This window comes from Myroides sp. NP-2 (genome assembly GCF_014145665.1).
Classification (GTDB): domain Bacteria; phylum Bacteroidota; class Bacteroidia; order Flavobacteriales; family Flavobacteriaceae; genus Flavobacterium.
This window is the reverse complement of sequence record NZ_JACHTD010000018.1, coordinates 14,126-35,091: the sequence shown is the minus strand read 5'-3', so window position 1 is coordinate 35,091 and position 20,966 is coordinate 14,126. Positions and strand designations below refer to the sequence as shown.

At 36.8% G+C, this 20,966-nt stretch carries 16 protein-coding genes and 1 other RNA gene; 7 read left to right on the top strand and 10 right to left on the bottom strand.

What is annotated here, in order from left to right; all coding sequences use genetic code 11:
- Positions 1-90: 90 nt before the first annotated feature.
- The gene (locus tag H4K35_RS14185; protein WP_182628612.1) at positions 91-1,179 is read right to left on the bottom strand and encodes an anhydro-N-acetylmuramic acid kinase; all 1,089 of its coding nucleotides are present in this window, start codon (positions 1,177-1,179) and stop codon (positions 91-93) included.
- A 97-nt stretch (positions 1,180-1,276) separates the two neighbouring features.
- Here H4K35_RS14185 and H4K35_RS14180 point away from each other — a divergent pair, with 97 nt between their 5' ends.
- Positions 1,277-2,419 (top strand): acyl-CoA dehydrogenase, encoded by a 1,143-nt coding sequence (locus H4K35_RS14180; protein ID WP_182628611.1) that lies wholly within the window; start codon positions 1,277-1,279, stop codon positions 2,417-2,419.
- 83 nt (positions 2,420-2,502) lie between these two features.
- Here H4K35_RS14180 and H4K35_RS14175 read toward each other — a convergent pair whose 3' ends face one another.
- Entirely contained in the window at positions 2,503-3,372 is an 870-nt protein-coding gene (locus H4K35_RS14175) for an energy transducer TonB (protein ID WP_182628610.1), read from the bottom strand.
- Positions 3,373-3,672: 300 nt separating this feature from the next.
- Here H4K35_RS14175 and H4K35_RS14170 point away from each other — a divergent pair, with 300 nt between their 5' ends.
- Complete coding sequence (locus H4K35_RS14170; RefSeq protein ID WP_182628609.1) at positions 3,673-6,114, top strand: ATP-binding protein; 2,442 nt, start codon at positions 3,673-3,675, stop codon at positions 6,112-6,114.
- A 69-nt stretch (positions 6,115-6,183) separates the two neighbouring features.
- Here H4K35_RS14170 and fabV read toward each other — a convergent pair whose 3' ends face one another.
- The 6 genes from fabV to H4K35_RS14140 form a co-directional block, all read right to left on the bottom strand.
- A complete protein-coding gene (gene fabV, locus H4K35_RS14165; RefSeq protein WP_182628608.1) occupies positions 6,184-7,380 on the bottom strand; it encodes an enoyl-ACP reductase FabV in 1,197 nt (398 codons plus the stop codon).
- A gap of 235 nt (positions 7,381-7,615) precedes the next feature.
- On the bottom strand, positions 7,616-8,725 hold the full coding sequence (locus tag H4K35_RS14160) for a helix-turn-helix transcriptional regulator (RefSeq protein ID WP_182628607.1): 1,110 nt from the start codon (positions 8,723-8,725) through the stop codon (positions 7,616-7,618).
- 9 nt (positions 8,726-8,734) lie between these two features.
- Entirely contained in the window at positions 8,735-9,685 is a 951-nt protein-coding gene (locus H4K35_RS14155) for an AraC family transcriptional regulator (RefSeq protein WP_182628606.1), read from the bottom strand.
- A 1,002-nt stretch (positions 9,686-10,687) separates the two neighbouring features.
- Positions 10,688-11,503, bottom strand: a complete 816-nt coding sequence (locus tag H4K35_RS14150) for a hypothetical protein (RefSeq protein WP_255492487.1) — start codon at positions 11,501-11,503, stop codon at positions 10,688-10,690.
- A gap of 56 nt (positions 11,504-11,559) precedes the next feature.
- Positions 11,560-14,037, bottom strand: a complete 2,478-nt coding sequence (locus tag H4K35_RS14145) for a TonB-dependent receptor plug domain-containing protein (protein ID WP_182628605.1) — start codon at positions 14,035-14,037, stop codon at positions 11,560-11,562.
- A 3-nt stretch (positions 14,038-14,040) separates the two neighbouring features.
- On the bottom strand, positions 14,041-15,747 hold the full coding sequence (locus tag H4K35_RS14140; RefSeq protein WP_182628604.1) for a M23 family metallopeptidase: 1,707 nt from the start codon (positions 15,745-15,747) through the stop codon (positions 14,041-14,043).
- A gap of 337 nt (positions 15,748-16,084) precedes the next feature.
- On the opposite strand from H4K35_RS14140, the gene H4K35_RS14135 reads away from it, so the two are divergent.
- The 4 genes from H4K35_RS14135 to rny all read left to right on the top strand — a co-directional run bounded on the left by H4K35_RS14135 (position 16,085) and on the right by rny (position 18,471).
- Positions 16,085-16,375 (top strand): hypothetical protein, encoded by a 291-nt coding sequence (locus tag H4K35_RS14135; RefSeq protein ID WP_182628603.1) that lies wholly within the window; start codon positions 16,085-16,087, stop codon positions 16,373-16,375.
- A gap of 8 nt (positions 16,376-16,383) precedes the next feature.
- Complete coding sequence (locus H4K35_RS14130; protein WP_182628602.1) at positions 16,384-16,683, top strand: cell division protein ZapA; 300 nt, start codon at positions 16,384-16,386, stop codon at positions 16,681-16,683.
- 68 nt (positions 16,684-16,751) lie between these two features.
- Positions 16,752-16,860, top strand: a non-coding RNA gene (gene ssrS / locus H4K35_RS14125) — 6S RNA.
- A 48-nt stretch (positions 16,861-16,908) separates the two neighbouring features.
- Positions 16,909-18,471, top strand: a complete 1,563-nt coding sequence (gene rny, locus H4K35_RS14120) for a ribonuclease Y (RefSeq protein WP_182628601.1) — start codon at positions 16,909-16,911, stop codon at positions 18,469-18,471.
- A 76-nt stretch (positions 18,472-18,547) separates the two neighbouring features.
- On the opposite strand, the gene xerD is transcribed toward rny, so the two are convergent.
- Positions 18,548-19,459 (bottom strand): site-specific tyrosine recombinase XerD, encoded by a 912-nt coding sequence (xerD, locus tag H4K35_RS14115; RefSeq protein WP_182628600.1) that lies wholly within the window; start codon positions 19,457-19,459, stop codon positions 18,548-18,550.
- Positions 19,460-19,547: 88 nt separating this feature from the next.
- Positions 19,548-20,189: an outer membrane beta-barrel protein gene (locus H4K35_RS14110; protein WP_182628599.1), complete on the bottom strand. Its 642-nt coding sequence runs from the start codon at positions 20,187-20,189 to the stop codon at positions 19,548-19,550.
- 328 nt (positions 20,190-20,517) lie between these two features.
- Between H4K35_RS14110 and aroQ the strand changes: the two genes are divergently transcribed.
- Positions 20,518-20,934, top strand: a complete 417-nt coding sequence (gene aroQ, locus H4K35_RS14105) for a type II 3-dehydroquinate dehydratase (RefSeq protein WP_182628598.1) — start codon at positions 20,518-20,520, stop codon at positions 20,932-20,934.
- Positions 20,935-20,966 lie beyond the last annotated feature (32 nt).

Here is a 20,966-nt window from a genome sequence, read left to right as displayed (position 1 = left end):
TAAAACACGTCAAATATAGGGCGATTTCAAGGTGTCAAGCAAATGGATTAGCGTGAAAAAAATTGCTCAAGTGTTGACGCCTTTACTTTTTTACCAAACAGGATCAAAAATATCGTAGATTACTCCAGAGCTATGATCGTATTGGGCGCCTGTTACACTCGCTAGAGCATTGACCTCATCGCGTACTTTGAGTGTTCCCAATAGCGCAAAAATCAGCGCTTCTTTATAGTTGACCAATAAGTCATCCGCTACTACAAACTCATAGGATGAAGCGTAAAACGACAGGCGACTCATGAGGTAAGTATTAAAAGCTCCTCCACCAGTAACTAATATTTTAGCTTGCTTAGGCAATTGAATTCCATTTGCAATCTGTATAGCCATATGCTCCACAAAAGTGGCTAAATAATCCTCAGGGCTCAACACATGCAATTCCAAAAGAGGTTGAATATTGCTGGCAACAAATTCTACTCCCAAGGATTTTGGTGGGGTTTTCGCGTAGTATTCCAACGCGTTTAACGCTTCTAATAAGGGTTGACAGACCGTTCCTGCTTGTGCTCTTGATCCTTCGGGATCATACAAGAGTCCCAACTTATTTGCTTGTTCATTCAACAGTACATTGACTGGACATAGGTCAAATGCAATGCGGTAATGCAACGCGTTTTCGTATGAAACATTGGCAAAACCACCCAAGTTTAAACAAGCGGTATAGTCGCCAAAAAGCAAGCGATCACCAATAGGAACTAAAGGAGCACCTTGCCCCCCTAACAAGACGTCTTGTACGCGAAAATCGCAAATCACTTTATGCTGGATCAAATCCGCAAGCAGGGGTAAATTGCCAATCTGCAAGGTATACCCCAAATCGGGACGGTGCAAAATGGTATGTCCATGTGAACAGACAAAATCAACGGTTTCCAATGCATTTTCTTGAATAAATGCAGTGATTATATCAGCTAAAAGAAGAGTATATTCCTCATCCAATCGATCTAAAGCTTCTTTATTTAATCCAATTGCCGTCTTTAGCTTGGTTCTCCATGCAGCTGAATACGAAATTGTTTGCCCTTTTTCCAATTCAAAAGACCACCCTTTTTCATTTACATTAAGTGTAACATAAACCAAGTCAACTCCATCTAATGAAGTCCCCGACATGATTCCAACAACGCGATATTGACTATTTTTCATAGGTATAAATTTAAGCATAGAAATTGAATATCTGATAATATTCCGCTATATTTGACCATATAAATTTCAAGATTACGAAGAATAAAATAAATACTCGATGGATTTTAAATTAACAGAAGAACAACAAATGATTCAACAAGCTGCTCGTGATTTTGCGCAGACTGAATTATTACCAGGGGTTATTGAAAGAGATGAACACCAAATTTTCCCAGCTGAACAAATAAAGAAATTAGGAGAGCTTGGTTTTTTAGGTATGATGGTTGATCCAAAATACGGTGGAAGTGGCTTAGACAGTGTATCATACGTATTAGCGATGGAGGAAATTGCCAAAGTTGACGCTTCTACAGCAGTCGTTTTATCTGTTAATAACTCATTGGTTTGCGCAGGTTTAGAGAAGTATGCTAATGAAGAACAAAAGCAAAAATACCTAACGCCAGTTGCCTCTGGAGAAGCGATTGGTGCTTTTTGTTTATCGGAGCCAGAAGCGGGATCTGATGCTACCTCTCAAAAAACAACAGCAGTTGACATGGGGGATTACTATTTATTGAACGGAACTAAAAACTGGATCACGAATGGTAGTACAGCTTCTTTTTACATTGTTATTGCACAGACAAATCCTGAGAAGAAACACAAGGGAATTAATGCTTTCATCGTAGAGAAAGGGTTACCTGGATTCGAAATTGGAGCAAAAGAACAAAAAATGGGTATTCGTGGGTCTGACACGCATACGTTACTTTTTACAGATGTGAAAGTACCTAAAGAAAACAGAATTGGCGAAGACGGATTTGGATTTGCCTTTGCGATGAACGTCTTAAATGGTGGTCGTATAGGAATTGCTTCTCAAGCCTTAGGTATTGCGCAAGGAGCTTATGAATTATCTTTAAAATACGCTAAAGAACGCAAAGCTTTTGGAACAGAGATTATCAACCACCAGGCAATTGCATTCAAATTGGCCGATATGGCGACGAATATTTCTGCTGCACGTATGCTGTGCTTAAAAGCAGCAGCAGAAAAAGATGCTGGACAAGACATCTCAATTTCGGGAGCTATGGCAAAATTATTTGCATCAAAAACAGCCATGGACACCACAGTAGAAGCTGTACAAATACACGGTGGAAATGGATATGTAAGAGAATACCATGTAGAGCGTATGATGCGTGATGCTAAAATCACTCAGATTTACGAAGGAACTTCAGAAATACAAAAAATTGTTATTTCAAGAGGTATTTCAAGAGACTAATTTACTCGTATATACAATAAAAGCGATCCGTGGATCGCTTTTATTTTTTAGTAAACCTATCTATCAATTTATCTCTATCACTTTTATTGTACTTGAATAGTAATTGGCAAAGTGAACTGAGATCGAACTGTGCGATTATCCTGACGAGCAGGTTTCCATTTCGGCATGGTTTTCAATACGCGAACAGCTTCTTTTCCTGCACCATACCCTGGGTCGCGTAATACTTTAATATCCGTAATACTTCCGTCTTTTTCTACAACAAAAGACAAGATCACTTGTACTTTTCCAGAAGCATCAGGCATATGTATTTCGCGAAACTTAGTGATAAAACTCTTGCTAAAAGCAGCTAATCCCTCCATTGGTGCAGCACTTTCAGTGGTTATGCGGTAGATTTCATTTCCTCTTTCCGCTTCTTCCCCTTCACGTTCTTCTCCACTGTCTACTTTATGTCCCGCTTTTTCCTTTATTAAAATAGTTCCTTCCTCATTGCCTTTGATAGACTCACTGCCAATCAAAGCATCTCCTAAATCTGTTTGCTTGACCACTTCTTCTGTAATTTCATCTGCCGATGCTACTTCTAAGTTTGTAAATCGTTCAACATCTACAACAGAAGCTGGCGCACTAGCTTCTTCTATATAAGATTCATCTACTAATGGTTTTACTTCTTCCTCTATTTTTGGCAGAACAACATCGACAAGTTCAAGTGGTTCATCTATATAACCAAAATCACAAGATATAATTTCACCTTTAGCCCATTCATTTTCATCTTCAAAAAAAGAAGAAATAGCTGCTGGCGCAACAAATACTAAGGCGAATAGACATAATCCACTGCCTAAGGCTAAAAGGGTTGTTCTTGGGCTCTCTAAACGTAATTTGTAGGCTCCATATTGCTTATTTCTACCTGCAAATACAATATCTAACCAATCTTTCTTAAATAAATCATTCTTTGCCATAACGTACAGTTTTAATTGATTAAACACTAAGATTGCCTGAACAAATCGGCAATCTACCTCTTTAACAAAATCATTTTTTAATATTTTATACTAAAGTTAACCTTTTATACTGAATAACCAAACACAACAAAGTTTTTTTTACACATACAACAAATACACAACCTAAAAAAAGAATAATTATCAATGAAAAACAACTATAAATTTTAACAATTCTATTTTCGTTTTACAAGCAAACCGAAAACACAACAAGGAGAACTAACATTTTGTACATTTGTAAATCAATTCAAACACTTTTATCGGATGAAACCCTCCAAATCGATTAAAATAAAAATCATATTCTTGTATATTATCCTATTAGGAGCAGTATTCTTCTCGGGTTTATACATCTATAAAGAGGCTAAAAAATTCACCTTACCCGAAGAGCAAGTAGTCAAAGAAAACAATAAGATTTTCTTGGTTAGTAGTACACTAAACAACTTGTATTCATCTGAGATATACAGTAGAAATGCCATTGTTACGGGCAACAATAGAGACATCAAAAGCTATTATTCGCACTTAGATACCTTAGTAAATCAAATTGAACAAATCAAATTAACAACATCGGATAAGGCGATTCATCAAAAGATAGACTTAGTTCAAGATTTATTAAAAAAGAAGAAAGTCAGTTTCAACAACATCATCAAAGCGAGAAAAGAAATCAATGAAGACCGCAACTATAGTGAGGCGATTGACAAGATTTACGACATCCGAGATGAAATACAAAAGAAAATTGAACCTATAGTTATTCAGACCAAAGAAAAGGAAAAGCGAAGCGCTTGGGCGCGTTTGTTCAAAGGGGATCACACCGATACGATCACCAAAACAATTAATTATCCGAATGTGACAGACTCCATTGTTAGCGCGATGGAGAATATTATCTTACAAGCCCAACAAAAAGTCAACCTTCAACAGGCGAACTTATTAAAAGAAGAACAGAAATTAATTATAGAGAACAAGAATATAACCAATGAATTGCGCAAGATTTTAGAGAGTATTGAGCGCAATTTACTCTCGCTTTCTTATCAAAACATCAATGAGTCCAAAGCGCGTATTAGCACTGCCTCTACCAATATAGCTTATATTGGTGGATCGGCCCTATTTGTCATTATAATTTTGGGTTGGATTATCATTAAAGACATCAATCAAACGCAAGAATACCGGGTAAAACTAGAACAACTAAACCAAGAAAGAGAGGTATTACTCCGCAGTAAAACAATGTTATTCGCCACGGTTACCCACGATTTACAAACTCCCTTAGGGAGCTTAATTGGTTTTTCTAATCTCCTACAAACCACGGAATTAAACTCCAAGCAAAAACAATACCTCAACAATATTCAAAGTTCAACACAGTATATTGCTAATCTGATCAACGATTTAACCGACTTTTCCAAGTTAGAAAACAACAAGATCAGCATACAAGAAAAGGCATTTAATCCAAAGGAATTAATCGAGAGTATTTGCGCCCCTTTGGTTCCCAATGCTGAGAATAAAAAAATTAAGTTGAAATGGACGGTTGATCAAGCCTTAGATCATTCGTTTATCTCTGATCCTTATCGCTTAAAACAAATTGTTACCAATTTGATTACCAATGCCGTGAAATTCACTCAACAAGGAGGGGTATTCATTGAAGCTATACGATTAGGTAATCAACTAGAAATCAAGGTAATCGATACAGGTATTGGAATAGAACAAAGTCAGATAGACCACATTTTTAAAGAATTTAGTCAGGCCAATGCGGGTATTGAAAAGCGCTTTGGAGGAACGGGATTGGGATTAAACATCTCCAAACGCCTCATTAAGTTATTAGGAGGTGATATACAAGTCGATAGCATCCTAGGCGAAGGATCCATCTTTACCATCACCCTTCCTTTGGAAGAAGCTGACGTACAAACGAACACTTATATATCAGCTGAGCAATTCAAAGCACAATTTACCATTTTAGCGCAAGACAGCATTCTCGTGGTAGATGACGATAAAATCCAATTGCAATTAATGGAAGAATTACTCACTCCTATCTTCAAAAAAGTGGATGTTCTCAATGATTCATCTGAGATTGAGAGCACTTTAGAGCAAGAGGAATACAATATTATTCTCAGTGATATTCAGATGCCTAAGATGGATGGGTTTGAAATGATTAACGTACTAAAAAACAACGCTAAGTACAAGCAAATTCCCGTTGTTGCCTTATCGGGTAAACGCGATCTTACGGTAGAAGATTTTACCCAGGCCGGATTCGCATCCGCTCATCAAAAGCCAATTCAATTGCAAGAGTTGTTAATTCTCATCACACAACTATTACATCCAACACATAAGCTCGAGCTAACCGTTCAGAGTGAACCTACACTCTCAATGGACAAGCCCACAAAACTATACGACATCAACCAAATTAAACAGTTTATTGGGGAAGATAGCGCTGCATTGCGAAAATTCGTGGTAATTTTTGTCGATAGTACCCAAGAAAATAGCCTAGATCTTACCTATGCGTCCGATGATTTTGACTATCAAACTATTAGCAATATTGCACATAAAATGCTTCCCATGTTCAAACAGTTGCAAATCAACCACATCGTTCCTGCTTTAGAACAATTAGAAGATCAAACCATCAAATTTGAAACCAAGGAAGACCTTGTCCTGTACATTCAAAACATCAATGAACAAATTCAAGCCGTTGTTTCGGATTTACAAGAAAAGTATTTAGGATAACGCGGTTGACGGTTAGCGGTACATAAAAAAAAGTCGATGATTTATTTCATCGACTTTTTTTATGGTTTCCTATTTAATGCTTGGAATTTCAACTAATTCGTTTGTTTCAATATTGTAATCAACGGTATCGAATTCGAATCCAAATAAGTTAAAGAAATCTCTTCTATAACCTTCTAAATCTGAAATTTGGTTGATATTATCTGAATTAATTTCTTCCCACAATTTAGCTACTTCTGCTTGAACATCCTCTCTCATCTCCCAGTCATCCACTCTGATTCTCCCCTCACTATCTAGTGTAATAGGTTGATCAGCATAAAGGCGATCGGCAAATAAACGTTGCATTTGTTCGATACATCCTTCGTGAATATTTTTCTCTTTCATCACTTTATACAGCAAGGAAATATACAATGGCACTACGGGAATTGCAGAACTTGATTGCGTCACTAATGCTTTGTTTACCGATACATAAGACACTCCATTTAAATCAGCAATTAAGTTATTAATTGTAGGCACAGTAGCTTCTAAGTCATTCTTAGCCATTCCGATTGTTCCATTTCTGTAGATTGGATAAGTTAATTCAGGTCCGATATAAGAATACGCAACTGTTTTAACACCTTCTGCCAAAACACCAGCAGCTTTCAGGTCTTCCATCCAGAATTTCCAATCCTCACCTCCCATTACAGCGATGGTATTATCAATATCACTTTGCTCGGTTACTGGATCAATTGTAATAGTAGATACAACCCCTGTGTGGAAATCTACGGTTTTATTAGAGAAAGGCTCATTGATTGGTTTTAATACAGAAGCATAAGCCACCCCTGTTTTAGGATGTGTACGTCTTGGAGACGCTAAGCTGTATACCACTAAATCAACTTGACCTAAATCTTGTTTAATTAACGCAATTGTTTGTTGTTTGATTTCATCAGAAAAAGCATCTCCATTGATACTTTTTGCATATAAACCCGCTTTTGTTGCTTCTTGTTCAAATGCCGCTGAATTATACCAACCCGCAGTCGCAGGACGTCCTTCTGTTGCGGCCTTTTCAAAGAATACTCCAATTGTAGCTGCATCCGAACCAAAAGCTGCAGAAATACGCGATGCCAATCCGAAACCTGTAGAAGCACCAATTACAAGTACTTTTTTCGGCCCATTGGCTATTTTGCCTTTCGATTTAACATAAGCAATTTGTTGTTTAACATGCGCTGCACATCCTTCAGGATGAGAAGTTAAGCAGATAAATCCACGAGTTCTAGGTTGTATAATCATTATTTTAATTTTTTACTTTACTACGCTTGTACGTTATTTTTCTATGCAAATTGAAATCTTCAATGCTTATACAAATATAAACAACTCTTTTTATATGCAAATGAAATAGTGCGTAGAAATAAGCAATACGAGGAGAGAACGACAAAAACGAAAAAAGAATAGGACAAAAAAAATGAGTAAGCAGCAAGAAGTATTTCTACTTCTTTTCTACTTACCCATACACTGCAACGTATTCTTATCTATTTTCAAGGATATTCGTTATGTATTCCGAAGGTGATACGCCTTCATATTTCTTAAATGCTCGAAAGAATGAGGTTCGAGAATTAAATCCGCATTCATCACCTAATTCGGAAACTGAGATATCAAAATCTTTTTTCTCTAGTAACTTCTTTGCGTGTTCGACGCGTAACTTATTGATATACGCATTAAAATTCATTCCATATGTTGTAGAGAAAAATTGCGACAAATGGTGTTTGGCAATTTTACTTTCTTGCTCAAGATCGTCCAAGGTAAAATTGACCTTTAAAAAGGATTGATTATCGTGAACAATTTGTTCTACCTTAATTTTATACGCACTCAATACGTCATCGGCTAATTTTGATTTCTCGTATTTGAGGAGCACTTGTGGATCTTCTGCTATTTTTTCCTTATCTGTTGGATCAGAGATAGACACCATTTTCACGTATTTCAATCGCACCATATAGTAATTAAAGATAACTATGGCGAAACACAACAGAGCTAAATAAGTAACGGAAAGGTCGTAATGGAGGATATTGTTGTAAAACACAATACCCAATGAAACCAACGCCATAAAGATCATAATCCACATTACACGCAAGATCAATAGGCGAATATTGTTATTCAACACCAGCTTATTAATCTTATAATAGCCCATAAAGGCATATCCTACATACTGAATTACTTCAACAAAATAAAGCACTAATAAATAGCGGTATACTTCAACCGAATTCAAATCTAACCCTTGATTCAAAAGCAAGAAATAAAAGCCCAAGAGCACCAAGGTAGGAATGAAGTGCAAAGCAAAGTAATACCTCTTGCTTTCCTGCGTTTTCTTGTGCACCTCATCTGACAATAAAACGAGACAACAATAAAACGTAGGAGCATATACGCTATTAAGAGGTAATCCAAGATGGACAAACCGAAAATCTGCCCACAACAATCGACTACACAAAATAATAACCAAATGCAGAACAAAAAACAGGAGGAACACATTGAGTAACTGCTGTGTTTTGGTCGAAGCAGTCAATTTATTATTTACAATAAACGATATACTGCCTAAAATAATGGCCGCTGTTAATACAACTAAGTTGAAATAAAACTCCATACCAGCACGCTATACGATTTGATTGCGATACACAGATGGCGTTTTACCTACAAAGAGTTTGAAGTATTTGTTAAACGTTGATTTTGAACTAAAACCACACTCTTCTACAATAGCTTCTATTGTCAAATTATTGCGGATTTGCAATAATTTTTTTGCATGTAAAATTCTGTACTGTGCTATCATGTGATAAAAAGAAGAATTCAATTGGTGATTAATCACCGTAGATACTTCATGTTTATTTAAATTCACAGCATCCGCTAAATCTTCCAACGAAAAAGAATTAGCTAAAAAGTCATCACTTGTTTCAAAAAAAGTAATGATTACTCTTTCCTTGTCTTCATATCGAGGCGTCAACGCATTGCCTTCGATTTTACTTACTCCAAGAGTAGGAATTTGCACGAGTATTTCGTTCGTTTTATCATTGTAATTCAGCAAGGTAAATAAGCAAAACAGCAATACTGTTACAACTAATCCGGTTTGAATAAACACATACTCAACACCAAAATCTGCAAATATATACAATACAACAAAGAAGATTGCACGCACAATTAAACGGGCGATTAAGTAATTACAGAAAAAGCCTATAAAACCCAATACGCTTTGGTTGGAGCTAGAAGATGGAATAGACTTCATTTCTTTGTACAACACCATCAAATACGTTAGAACGTATGCAAAAACAACAGTTCCAATAAATTTAGAAGGAAACAAGCTTGGCAATAAAATAACGAGAACCGCAAGGCTGTAATGAGCAAAAAATGCAACAGCTGAAGGCTCTACTTTACGCGCTGTTTTTCTGGTAAAGAAATACAATAAAGGAATAGTCAAAAGACTAAAATCAAGATTCAAACCTAAGCCTATGGCTATCAGTTGAATCACAGAGAGCGCTAAAACGCTTTTAACGATACTCTCGAAGTTAAAATGGCCTCTTAAAAAACCATCAAATGTTTTAATTAGTTTCATAATGTTAGTGGTGATGTATTAATTTAATACCTCTACCCTCACATATTGCGCCGTGACTATACTGCATAGCTATATAGCACGATTCTCTATTAAGTGGGGACTTAAGATAATAGATGTTCGCCTATTACTACTTTTTTTACTTTCGTTTAAAGCGTGACAAAATTATTATTTATTTTTTAGATTAACATATAATTTAACACTACAAAATGAGATTTACATAATATACACTTAATCGCATTTAACCTTTTATTTTACTTACTTTCACAAGCAAAAACAATAAAAATCAGCAATTATTTTCACGTAACAACACCTATTATCATACAAATTTATAGCCATTTAAGACAGTAAACACAACCTTTTCCTGAATTAACTGTTTTAATTATCTCTAGCAAGCGTCGTCTTCTTCGTTTTTTTATTCCGCAAAAGTCTTGCTTTACTATTGAGACTACAAACACATACAATAATCTCATTTTGTATATACTTATGACTCCAAACCTTGTAAAAAGTCACATCTATTTTCTGTTTTCACCTCCTTTTTACCTATCGAATAAAATAAAAACAACAAAACAACAACCAAATAAATCCATATAACACAAATCAATTGCAAAAAAACAAACTACTACAACAGCATTACGTTAAATTCAATACAATTTCAATAAATAATCTATTTACCGAAAAAACACACAATAAAGCGAATGTACTGCTAATAAAAAAAAAGATAGTGCGTGAAATTCTCAAAATGCATAGATTAATTAAAGCATATCAAAACGAGGTGAACGATATGAGTTTTGAAGCAAGACAAACTACTTCGGATTACTTCTCGTTCGACTAAACTATAACTACATTTCCTAATCCGACACTATCTTCATTTGGATGACAAAGCCAAATTGCTTCTTTTTCTAGAAAAGAAAACCTTTCAGTGGAAACTATAGTTTTTACAAACCAACAAAAAGCCCTAAAACACATTTGCGTTTTAGGGCTTTTTCTTATGTAGCTTTAGCTTTATTCAGACACTGCTGTTTCTTCAGCTTCTTTATTTTCTTCTTGATTTCCTTCTTGATTACTTTCTTGATTACTTTCTGTGCTCAAAACTTTTAATGGATCATAGGTTTTAACTTCCCAACTAGGGTCTGTTAGGTCCACATAGAAGTAATTAACGTTGTCATTCTTATCAAAGGCTCCATTTTTATTAATATCTTCGATTGTTCTGAAGTACAATCTACTTTGTACATCAATAACTGTCCAATCTAGTAGCTCTTGTAAATAGGGACTTAATTTTTTAAATCCATCCCCACTACCTTTACTGATGTAAAGTGTCTTGATATCATTGGAATCAATTTTGCCGTCTCGATTGGTATCAGCGTCAAACACATTGTACACCAACACATTTTTCTTGAGTTTTTCGGCTATGGTATTCAAATAGACCACGGACTGAATTTGGATTCTCTTTGTTGTTAGTGGTCTGATATTCAACGAATCTTTGTGTTGAAACATTAGATTTTCTAAATAGCCTGTAATTTCAAAAGGCACATAGTTAGAAACAGTATAGGAGAACTGACTCACTTTACTTGTTCCGTATTTGCTTGAACTAGAATAGACTCTTACTTCTCCAACAGGGTGAATCAAGTAGGGAGAATGACCGACAACCAGGGGCAAATCAGCAATTCTGATATCTTCTGTTTTTTCTTTTACTACTTCTTGTTCCGCTGTTTTCGATTCATCTTTATAAATTACTTTGGGTTTTTCCTCTTGTCCTTTGCAAGAGAAAAACAGCACAACGGAAAAAACACTTACTATTAAACCTAATTTTGTTTTCATTCTTTTCACTATTGATGATTCAAAGATACGTTTTTTACAAATGCAGGACTAAAAAATTAAAACGTCAGGGCTATTTTCATATTAAACGTTCTATTTGTCATATAATTGGGAATAGCAATTTCTTTACTGCTATTCAAATCGCGAATCCACGTATTGGTAATAGCGTTTGCTACGTTGAATACATTGTAGATTTCCACTCCGATTTGCAGCTGCTCAACGCCTTGGAGCCAGCGTTTATTTTGCCCTACTTTTTCGTCTTTAAACACGTAGTTAAATCCGATATCAGCTCGTTTATAATCGCGTAATCTTCCTTGATAGAGATAAGGATCAACATAGGAAGGGGATCCACCTGGTAATCCTGTATTGTATACAGCATTGAGGTACAACCTCAAGTTGGGAATCGAAGGCATATAGTCTTGAAAGAGCAGACCAAACTTCAATCGCTGATCGGTTGGTCGGGCGATATACCCTTTGTCTTGATAATTTTCTTCTGTTTTCATCACACCTACACTAATCCAGGATTCAGTTCCAGCGATAAACTCCCCATACAACCGAAGGTCAGCCCCATATACATAAGCTTTAGCATCATTATTTGCCACATAGCGCATACGGACATTGTCTAGTGTATAAATATTGACCTCTTGAAGGTTTTTGTAATAGACTTCGGTTTGCATGCGAAATTTTTTATCCCACATAGTAAATCCATAGTGATGACCTAATACGGCCACCCAGGCTTTTTGTGCATGGAGATCGGGGTTTAACGTTCCATCAAACCCGCGATATTCGCGATAGGATGGCGGTTGTTGATACAATCCAAAAGCCAAGCTAAACATCATTTGTTTTTGCCATCCTTGTGGATCTATAGCGATTTGAGCTCTAGGGCTAACCACCAGTTTGGTTTTACCTCCTGCGGACATCTTCCATCCGTGTATTCTCGCTCCTGCATTTAGGGTAATCTTCGTGTCTTGGCTATACAGCGCTTTATTCCATTCCCCATAAGCCATCACGCGATTAATATCCACGGTATGCTGGGTGTGCAGCGAGGCATACTCATGCTTATTGGGTAAGATATACCCCAATGAATCCATCAACTCCCACTCGGATAGGCGGTCTTTGATATTTTCTCGAATGAATTTTGCCCCCCAACGCAGGGATGTATTTGCCTCCCCAATCAGGTGCCTCCCTTTCACCTCCGCACTTATAGACAAAGCGTCATAATTATTTCGCGCATGAGCATATTGAGAAGCAACGCCTTTTCGGATAGGCAACGGGTTTTCAATATCTTTACCGAAGAGCGGATCAGAATCGTACTCTTGCTGATCCACAACCAAATAGGATGCTTCAATGTCGTAATACTCTTTTTCTTGGGTGTGATAAGCTGAAAAAACAGCTTCTATCTTATCGCGGTCTGTTTTATAGGTAGAAACCAAAGCCCCAAATAGCGAACTGTATTTATCTTCTTCTTTTCCATTGTATAAAATAGAGACCGTAGCCGTATTACCTACTCCTCCAAACGCCACTGTAGCGCGATTGGGTTCATATTTATAATGGTTTCCCGTTATGTTTCCGATAAAGCTAAAACCCCAATTTTCATCTAATGTATAGTCGACCACTGTTTGTGTATCCATAAAAGAGGGTTTGTAATAGCCGTCGTCATCTTTTCGATTCATCAACAGGCGGTTATTGTGGTAACGCATACCTATAATAGCCGTTAAGGCTTTGTCTTTAGAAACTAAATCTACTGTTGCTCCAGCACCTAAAAAGCTCGCTTGCAATTGGACTTTATTTTCGGTTGGTTTGCGATAATCAACCTCCAATACTGAAGATAACTTATCGCCATAACGCGCTTTAAATCCTCCAGCAGAGAACGACACATTTTCTACCATTGCAGGGTTGACAAAGCTCAACCCCTCTTGTTTTCCTGATCGTATTAAAAACGGACGATACATTTCTACACCATTGACATAGATTAGGTTTTCATCAAAACTCCCGCCTCTCACGGAATACTGACTGCTCAATTCGTTATTTGAGTTTACTCCAGGCAACGTGGTTAGTACGGTTTCCAAGCGATTACTTCCTGCGATTACATCGCCAACCCCATGAAGATTGACACTGGATAGATCCCGATCGAAACTGCCTGTATAATTAACAATTTCCACGGTTTGCATTACGTTATTTTCCAAGGGTTTGTCTTCTGCAACTGCTGTAGTTACTACGGCTTTCCCTTCTTGACAGTGAATGCTAATCGTACGGATCTCATTGGGATGTAAAACAAATGCTTCGGGTATAACACAAGGAATGCCGATAATTTTCACGTCAACTGCTTCCCTAGCGGGAACGTCGACATAAAATTCACCTTTTGCATTGACTTTGATCTTGTGAATCGCACCGCTTTTGAGTACTAGTAGGATGTTTGTCACCTTCTCTCCTTCGCCTTCGACTACTACTTTTCCCTGCAGGATCGCTCTATCTTGCGCGTAGGTGTTTAGGCAAAAGAACAAGAGAAGCAGTGTTATTCCCAATCGATGTATCATAGTTTACTTTCTAAAAAAATGTGTAGAAAAGGTAGCTGCATTACCCATGTTGTCGGTAACTTTAATCACCACATCATTGCGTCCCGAACTCACTATTCCATCACGGAATAAATGTACTATTTTTTTTGTTTTATAATCGTAATCCAAAAGAATCCACTTGCCATTAATCGTTCCTTCAATTGTTTGAATGCCTGTATCCACATCATGGATAAGAAAGGAAATTTCATTGGCATTGCTCAACCAATCCCCTTCTTTAAAACTCGGTTGGTAGATCTTCGGTGGGGTATTATCGACGCCGATCGAATAATCGCCTAACTTTTTCGTATAAGCTGTAAAGATAGTTCCTTTTTTGTGTGTTTTAACGTAGGATTTACTTCCATTGGGTGCCACTTGAGCGATATACGCCTTGTTCAGGTCTGCATCACTTAGTCCAAAACTACTTACATCGAGGGTCAATGTCATATTTTTAAACGCTGCAACTTCATCTTTATGCAGGGTAACTTTTTTATCGTTGACATCGAACACAAAAGTGAAGTCTTGGTAAAAGGCATTAGCGGGAATACGCACGGAAGCAAAGTCTTTTTCCGCCAAAAATTCACGTGTTGAAACTAGGTTATACTGATTTTCTGGTGCTACTGCTTTACTTTCTACCACCGTTGCTGAGTCTGCGGCATAGGTGATTGGAATTTCAACAACTGTTTGGTTGCCGTGAAAATCGGAAGCTACTATTTTATAGGTATAACTTGTTCCTGGTTTTACTTCGAGTATTCCTTTTGTGCCTTGATCTACTTTTAGCACAGATAAGGGATAAGGCTTTTCGAGGAACATTTTTTGTACTTTTTCTTTGGTTTTTTTGTTGCGTCCGTAGTCGACTAGGGCATTGACGAAGCCCGATTCACTGAAGGAAAAAGTATCAAATTGATAGCTAAAGCTCGGTTTGCCATTGACAAAAGTTTCCAACTTATACACACCGTTTCGATTGCTATTGTTATTTGCCGTATCGTACATATCAATTCCAAAGCTAATTTGTCCGCTAGCGGTGATTGGATCTGCGGTGAGGATACCGTTGATTGTCTTATAAGTCAATGCTATGGGGTTCTTAGACTTATTGATTAGGGCGTCGTTTGAAATGGGATAGGCATAGATCGAATTAATCGTAGGGGCTTCTGTATCCTTCAACATTTCTTTCATTCCCCAGCTCAGGGGATTGATGATGGCTTGTGATTTTGTATCGCGGAATTCATAGTGTAAATGAGGTCCACCAGATCCTCCTGTATTTCCTGTATAGGCAATGATATCGCCTTTTTTAACGGGAATTTCATTTCGTTTAGGAAACAGTTCTATTTCAAAAACGCGTTGTTTGTAATGTGTATCGAAAACGCGTTGAGCAATAGCTCCTTCATAGGCACTAAGATGACCATATACAGTTGTCATACCGTTGGGATGATCGATATACAAAGCTTTGCCATACCCCCATGTAGACACTTTTATGCGTGAGACATAACCATCAGCAGGTGCATAAACTGGTAAACCAATGCGTTGTTGTGTTTTAATGTCGATTCCCGCATGAAAATGACTTCCCCTGAGTTCGCCGAAATTCCCAGAGGCATTGATCGGTATATTCAACGGATTGGCAAATTCTATAGTTGGAGCTTGTGCAAAAGCAACAAAAGCAGAGAAAATAAAAACTCCAGTTAAACTCTTTTTCATTTTTTATAATTTATTGCTAAAATAAAGAATAATCTAAAATTAGAGAACCCTTTTGCAAATCCTTTTGGGTGTTGTTTTTTCAATTTGAAAAAACGAGATCGAATATTTGGTGTGCTACATTTACGATCGTACTGTCGTGTATATCGGTATATTAGGGAAACGATACTAAAAGCGGGTTGATTTCGTAAATTATACGATAGTAAGACAGTAAATAAACGCATCAGCTAGTTATTAATCAATTTCCTCGCTGTTCACGCGAACTTTTAGCAGAAAATATTTTAAAATCTAAATACAAATTGTAACTTTGTAAAAGAATAGTGAATATTTATTTTGCAACATGAGTGAACTAACGGACATAATTAATGCTTTGGAAGTAAAGTTTGCGAAACTTGTACAAAGATTAGATCAGTTGGAAGCGGAGAACAATAGGCTACAACAACATTTGATCGAGGCGCAGCAAGAAATTCTACAAAATGAGACGCAATTAGACGACATTTACAAGAAGTATGAATCTCTGCAGTTAGCCAATTCACTATTGGGCAGTGACGAAGGAAGAAAAGATACGAAACTCAAGATAAATTCATTGATAAGAGAGATTGACAATTGTATCGCTCAACTCAGTAAATAAAGCTAGCAATGAGTCAAAATGAACAACTAAAAATCAAGATATCGATAGCTGATCGAGTATACCCCTTAACGGTAACGTATGCTCAGGAGGAAGCTTTGCGCTCGGCGTCAAAGAAGATTGACATCATGATCACGCAGTTTGAGGAGAGCTATGCAGTACGAGATAAGCAGGATGTTTTGGCGATGTGTGCCTTACAATTAGCTTCACAGACTGAGCAAAAGACAATTGACAAATCTGAGAATTACAATAAAGCTGTTGATCGACTAGTTCGATTAGACGAGGCATTAGATCGTATACTTTCGAAATAGAAACACGTTCTTATTTAAAGGAAAAACTAAAAAAAGACACTGCTCACATTAGTAAACCGTTTTGATAAACTCAACACTAACAAATTAAAATGGGTGAATCATTGCTACTAAAGCACGCTGCATTTATGCAGATCCTTGAACAGCAAGCTAACCCAAAACTTGTTTAAATCAGAGTTTATGCAACTCTACTGATGTGGGCTTTTTTTATATAATTATAAAACACATATGGATATACTATTTATTGTTGGAGGAGTTTTAGTAGGTGCAAGCATTGGTTTTGCAATTGCAAAATACCTGGAAAAAAACCATGCTTCTTCTATTTTACAAAACGCTAATAATGAAGCTAAAACCCTTATACGCGACGCAAAAACGGAAGGAGAGTCAATCAAAAAAGAAAAGATTCTTCAAGCAAAGGAGAAGTTTATTGAGCTAAAGGCGGAACACGAGCAAGTAATTTTGTCTCGCGACAAGAAGATGGCAGAAGCTGAAAAGAGAACGAGAGACAAAGAATCACAAATTTCAAATGAACTTTCAAAAGCGAAGAAAGCCGCGGAAGAGAGTGAAAAGATCATCAAAGATTACGAGGCGAAATTAGAGCACGTAGAGAAGAAACAAGAAGAAGTTGATCGCTTGCACCGTACACAGGTTGAGCAATTAGAGATTATATCTGGTTTAACTGCAGAAGAGGCAAAGAACCAAATCATTGAAAGTTTAAAAACAGAAGCAAAAGCAGATGCGATGTCTTATATTCAAGACACCATTGAAGAAGCGAAGTTAACGGCTCAACAAGAAGCAAAAAAGATCATTATCAATACGATTCAACGCGTAGGAACAGAAGAAGCAGTAGAAAACTGTGTATCGGTATTCAACATTGAGTCAGATGATGTAAAAGGTAGAATTATTGGTCGTGAAGGTCGCAATATCCGTGCAATTGAGGCTGCAACAGGAGTTGAAATTATCGTAGATGATACGCCAGAGGCTATTATTTTATCGTGTTTTGATCCAGTTAGACGTGAGATTGCTCGTTTATCGCTTCACCGCTTAGTTACGGATGGACGTATTCACCCTGCTCGTATTGAAGAAGTTGTTGCTAAAACAACCAAACAAATCGAAGAGGAAATTATCGAAATTGGAAAGAGAACTGTTATCGATTTGGGTATTCACGGTTTGCACCCTGAATTAATCAAAATCGTTGGACGTATGAAATACAGATCGTCTTACGGTCAAAACTTATTACAACACTCGCGTGAAGTTGCTAAATTATGTGGTTTAATGGCTGCAGAGTTAGGACTAAATGTGAAATTAGCGAAACGCGCAGGATTATTACACGATATTGGTAAAGTGCCAGAAACAGAAAGCGAATTACCACACGCAATCCTAGGTATGCAATGGGCAGAGAAATTTGGAGAGAAACCAGAAGTTTGCAATGCCATTGGTGCTCACCACGATGAAATCGAGATGACAACCTTAATTGCGCCAATCATTCAAGTTTGTGATGCTATTTCAGGAGCAAGACCAGGAGCAAGAAGACAAGTACTAGATTCTTACATCCAACGTCTGAAAGACCTTGAGGGAATTGCAAATGAATTTGGAGGAGTTAAGAATTCTTACGCGATTCAAGCCGGTAGAGAATTGCGCGTAATCGTTGAGAGTGAAAAAGTATCGGATGAAATGGCAGCAACGCTATCTTTCGATATCTCGCAAAAAATTCAAACTGAAATGACCTATCCAGGTCAAGTTAAGATTACCGTTATTAGAGAAACAAGAGCTATTAACATAGCTAAATAAGATAACATCACCCACAAAAAAAGCGAAAGATTCCTCTTTCGCTTTTTTTGTGGCTATACAGTAAAGAAAGTTTACATTATCCCCTACTCCTTGGGTGATAGGTATCCATAACATTTTTCAATTTTTCTCTACTGATATGGGTATAAATTTCAGTTGTTAAGATGGATTCATGTCCTAACATCAGTTGAATCATGCGAATATCGGCTCCATTTTCAAGTAGATAGGTCGCAAAAGAGTGACGGAAACTATGAGGGCTCACATTTTTTTTAATATTCGCCTCTTTTGCTGCTTGTTTTACGATGGTAAAAATCATCGCACGGGTTAAGCGTCCGCCTCTCCTATTTAAAAACACAATGTCTACATCATCTTTTTTGACCTGCATATGATTGCGAATGCTGGTCTTATACAAGGTGACCCATTGCATGGTTTCCGGGTCAATTGGCACAAAACGGTGTTTACTACCCTTACCAATTACACGGATAAATCCCTCTTCAAAGAACAAATCACTGAGGCGTAGGTTAACCAATTCACTAACGCGCAATCCACAGCTGTACAAGAGCTCAAGCATCACTTTGTTTCGATACCCCTCATTCGTGGAGAGATCTAAGGTCGCAATTAATGCATCAATCTCCTCAACAGCGAGCACCTCTGGAAGTTTTCGACCTAATTTGGGGATTTCCAACAGATCTGTTGGCGATTTTTCAATTTGTCCATCGATAATCAAAAAGGTAAAAAAACTTTTTAATCCAGAAATGATACGTGCTTGAGAGGTATGTGCTAACACAGTTGACAGCTGGTATACAAATTCATTGATTAGTTCTGCACTGACCTCTTTTGGAGGAACTTCTATCTCGTTATGCGCTAAGAAATGGACAAATTTCAGCAAATCCAATTCGTAGCTGTCGATGGAATTTTCAGCCAACCCGCGCTCTAATTTCAGGTAATGCATATACGCTTGAATGGTCTTTTGCCAGGTGTTTGCGATCATTTTTACTTTTTTCGTTTAGGTCAAAGATAAAAAAAAGAGCTTCAGTGTTGAAGCTCTTTCTTGTATTCTACGATATAACGGTTTCTGATTAGAATTTGTAAACTAATCCGAATGTAGCATTATCAAAGAAGTTATTGAAAACATTTAGGTTTGCTTCTGTTTCAGAAATTGAACCTACTTTGTTTCCATCATTTTTCATGTCGTAGTTTTTATAGCTAAACACATTTCCTAAAGCAAATGTAACAGCTAATTTCTCAGTCAAGAAATAGTTGAAACCTAAATCAATTCCTGCAGCAATACCAGTTTCTTTGTATTTCAAGTCAGAAACTTTTCCTTCTTGGTATCCAACACCAACTTCAGCATATGTTTTGAAACGGTTACCTAATTCTAAGAAGTAGTAACGCGCGAATGCACCTGCATACAAAGTAGTTCCTGTAATGTCAGATCCTAATACATCAGATCCTACGTTTGCTTTTCCAAAACCTAAAGAAGCTCCCACAGCTACTTTATCGCTTAAGAAATAACCTACTTTTGGATTGAAGTTATAATGAGTATTTTTAACTTTAACTCCTGTGTTAGAATCTTTCGCTACTTGATCTTTAATTTGGAAGCTTCCTTCGATCATTACGTTTCCTTCTTGGAATCCAAATGTTGGTTTTTCTTTTTCTTGTGCGTTAGCTGTAAAACCAAATGCAGCAACAGCTACTAACGATAGTACTAATTTTTTCATATACATTAATTTTTTTACTATTAACAGAGACGAAATTACAGCATCTCGTCACAATACGACGTTTATTTAATAAAAATATAACACTAAGGAAACATTAAAAATTTAATTTTTTAACATGGCATTGTAAATCAATCAGTTATTATACCGTTAGTAATAGTTAACATTTAGTTAATTCCTGATAAAAACACAACAAACATCTTTTAAAAAACTTAACAAGCTAAAAATGAGGGGAAACTAAATGCAGTGCTACGTCAAATATTAGGCTAGGTTTGTCTAAACAACCTTAATATTAAATATATTTGTTCTACAGTAGTACAAAATTTAAAACATGAAAATATTAATTCTCAATGGGCCTAACCTAAATTTACTAGGTAAACGCGAGCCATCGATTTATGGTGACACTAGTTTTGAAGAATATTTTGAGCAATTAAAAGCTATGTTTCCTGCCTTGGAGTTGGACTATTTTCAATCCAATAGCGAAGGAAGACTTCTTGATAAAATACATGAAGTAGGTTTCAGCTATAGTGGGATTGTCATCAATGCAGGGGCATATACCCATACGTCGATTGCATTAAGAGATGCGATTGCGGCAATTAGCACACCTGTAATTGAAGTGCATATTTCCAATACACACGGACGAGAAGATTTTCGCAAAGAGTCTAAATTAGCTGCTGTTTGTCGCGGGGTTATTTTAGGATTTGGTCTAAAAAGTTACGAACTAGCGCTTAGGGCTTTTCACGATTAATGAATATACTTGTAAAAAAAAATCCTTTATAC